At 47.8% G+C, this 3,296-nt stretch carries 2 protein-coding genes; both read left to right on the top strand.

The window, feature by feature from the left end; translation table 11 throughout:
* A partial coding sequence (locus ACTIE6_RS20925; protein ID WP_439558484.1) for a putative porin occupies positions 1-1,306 on the top strand: 1,306 nt, incomplete at its 5' end.
* Positions 1,307-1,366: 60 nt separating this feature from the next.
* Positions 1,367-3,296, top strand: a 1,930-nt coding sequence (locus ACTIE6_RS20920) for a PD-(D/E)XK nuclease family protein (protein ID WP_439558483.1), incomplete at its 3' end; no start/stop codon positions are given.

Genomic DNA, 3,296 nt, shown 5'->3' with positions numbered 1-3,296 from the left:
ATACCTCATCCTCGCGCATTACCGGCACATGAACCAGAAAGTGCGCGAACAAGGCGGCATTATCCCTAACCTGATCGATAATGTTGAGCAAGAGTATTCCTACGACGGCGCGGCCAAGATCAGCGACGATGCCAATTCCTGGGAACGGAGGCACGTTTTCCATATCTATCAGCAATACAGGCTGGTCAATGGATTTCAACTCTTTCAGCAAGCTGACTTTCAAAGTACTATCAACAGGTACACGGACCTTTCAATTCAACGCGGACTTGAAAGGAATGCGTACCCGGGTTTCCGGTTTGACTCAACCAAAACGAGACAGGATATTTATTACAAATTGCTCGATAACAAAGTCGGCATCAAAGGTTTCTATTCCGGGTTCAATTACCGCGCTTACATCAGGCAGCGTTTTTACGGAATGCGGGCGGTTAGTCAGCTTGCAAACGATGTCGGCGACCCTTCAACAAGATACCGCACCGGTTTGCGATTTGATAACATTATCGGCGCGTGGCTGGGGTATTATCTCAAAGATTCAAGCAATTACCTGACCGCAGAAGCTGACCTTAACCTCGCCAAAAATGTGGAATACAGGTTAAAAAGCGAGCTGAATACCAAATGGGGCAAAGCCGGATTTCAAAGTATCCAAACAGCGCCTGACCTGCTCACTGAAAGGTACCTCAGCAACCATTTTGAATGGAGAAATAATTTCGATCCTACCAAAGTGCAGACCATTTACGCGTCGCTGCCGCTCAAAACAAAGAAGATAGAGTTCGTCCCCGAAATCCAGATCCATCAGATCAACGATTACATTTACTACGATACCCTTGCAATGCCCCGGCAGCTCAACTCGGGTTTCCGTTTGCTGCGCGCCGGTTTCACTTCTGGCATCCACCTGGGCCGCTGGAACTTTGCCGCGATGAGTTATCTGACATTAAATGACAATACCGATGTACTGCGCGTACCTTCCGTATTTGCAAGTGGTGAAGTAACCTTTGATTTTACCTATGCCAAAGTGCTGTTCATTCAGCTTGGACTCGCGGCACGTTACCGTTCAGCTTACCTGGCTGATGCTTATATGCCGGTGACGCAGCAATTCCATTTGCAAAACAGAGACCGGCTGGACCAGAACTCCGTGGTGGATGCATTTGCCAATGTACGTATCAAGCGGGTCAGGCTGTTTTTCAAAATGGCCTATCTCAACCAGGGCGGCTCGCTGGGATTGTTCCCGGAAGGTTATTTTGTTACGCCTACTTACCTGGGGCTGGCCCGTGCATTCTCTTTCGGGGTCAACTGGCCGTTATTTGATTAAAATCATCGTGAATCGAAAGCGGAGATCGCATTAATCGATTTTCTTCATCTCCAAATACCTATGCAATCCTTTCTGAACCTCGTTGCAAAGCGAATTCTCGATAACCACCCTTCCCTCGAAAGGATTCAGATCGTGGTACCCACGCGGAGAGCTGCTTTCTTCCTGATGCAGGAGCTTGCTATTGAGACTACGTTGCCGATTATGAGTCCGTCGGTGATCGCGGTTGACGATTTTGTGGAAAGTATGTGCACGCTGGAAATTGAAGATCCGGTACACCTGCTTTTTGACCTTTACGAAACTTTCCGCGAGATAGATCCCAATGTGCAGTTCGAGCGGTTTATGGGCTGGGCTGCGGTTTTGTTAAATGACCTTGATAAAATCGACCAGTACCTTGTTAAAACTGACTTTCTGTTCGACTACCTCTCAGAAGCACACGCCATCAGCCGGTGGCAGGAAAATCTTCCCGCAGGTAAAACACTGCACACGGAAGGCGGGCAGAAGCAATATTTTTCATTGTTTGAAAACATCAAAACGCTGTATGAACTATTCCGGAGCAAGCTGGAACAAAAGGGAAAAGCTTACCGGGGAATGGCGTACAGACAACTCGCAGAGTCTGTTTCGGAGCTGGTAGAGCAGCGTACCGATTACGATAAAATATACTTTGCCGGTTTCAATGCATTCACCGAGTCGGAGCGGGTGATCGTTACTACCCTGATCAAGGCCCGGAAAGCCGAGGTTTTCTGGGATAGCGACCGCTATTATATGTCGGAGAACAAGGCGGTGGAAGCAGGAAAGAGCCTGCGTGATTACCAGAAAAGCGGCGCATTTGGCGAATGGAACTGGACAAGCAACGATTTGTTGTCGACCACCAAACAGATTACCGTTTACGGCGTACCCAATGCGGCATTGCAGACCAAGGTAGCGGGACAGCTTTATGAAACCATGAAAGCGGAAACGGATACAGCCCGCATTCCGACGGCCATTGTACTGGCAGATGAAAACCTGCTGCTTCCGATGCTTTATTCGCTGGACGAAGAAGTGCACGATCTCAACGTCACAATGGGGCTTTCCATGCGGAACTCGTTGTTGTATACGTTGGTCGACAGCATTTTTGACTTGCAGCAGAATGTGGTTGAATTCAGAAACAAAGCAGGCCGGACTATCCGCTATCCAAAATTCGGACACAAATCCATCGATAAGGTACTGAATCACCCTTTTATCCGGCATTATGAATACGTTGCATTGCAGCCGCTTAATGACGGATATACGATTATCCAGCGTACCTTATTTGAAATCACTTCCAACAACCAGGTTTTTCTAAGCTCGGAAGAATTGCTTGCTTTGGGAGAGAACCACCCGCTATTCCGCGCATTGTTTACGCATTGGCAAAAGAACAATCCCAAACAGGTTTTAGATACCTTTTACCAGCTGATCGAGTTGCTTCGGGAGGTTTATAAAGACTATAAAAACGCGCTTGAAACGGAGTACCTGTACCTTTTTTATACGCTGCTCAAACAATTTGAACAAACAATAGAAGAGAAAGCCGAGCTGATCACGCTGAGGACAATGCGCTCATTTATGTTTGAACTGATCCGGCAAACGCGTATTCCTTTCAGCGGCGAGCCAGTGAGCAACCTTCAAATTATGGGTATGCTCGAAACGCGCGCACTGGATTTTGAGAGAATTATCATTCTTTCGCTCAATGAAGGTATTTTACCACAAGCCAAGCGACAGAATTCGCTAATCCCTTTTGACGCTGCACAGGCAGTAGGGTTGCCGACGCATTTGCACCAGGAAGCGGTGATGTCATATCACTTCTACCGGCTGCTGCAACGTGCTTCGGAAGTACATTTGCTTTACACAAGTACCAACGATGCGCCCGGAGGCGGGGAGAAAAGCCGGTTTATACAGCAGCTGGAATTTGAACTGGCCCAGTTTAACCCGCGCATTCACATTGCACACAAGTCGGTTGTTTTTGAAGGAAAACAGC

The sequence above is a fragment of the Dyadobacter sp. genome (genome assembly GCF_051859145.1).
Classification (GTDB): domain Bacteria; phylum Bacteroidota; class Bacteroidia; order Cytophagales; family Spirosomataceae; genus Dyadobacter.
This window is presented reverse-complemented; position numbering and strand designations above follow the sequence as displayed.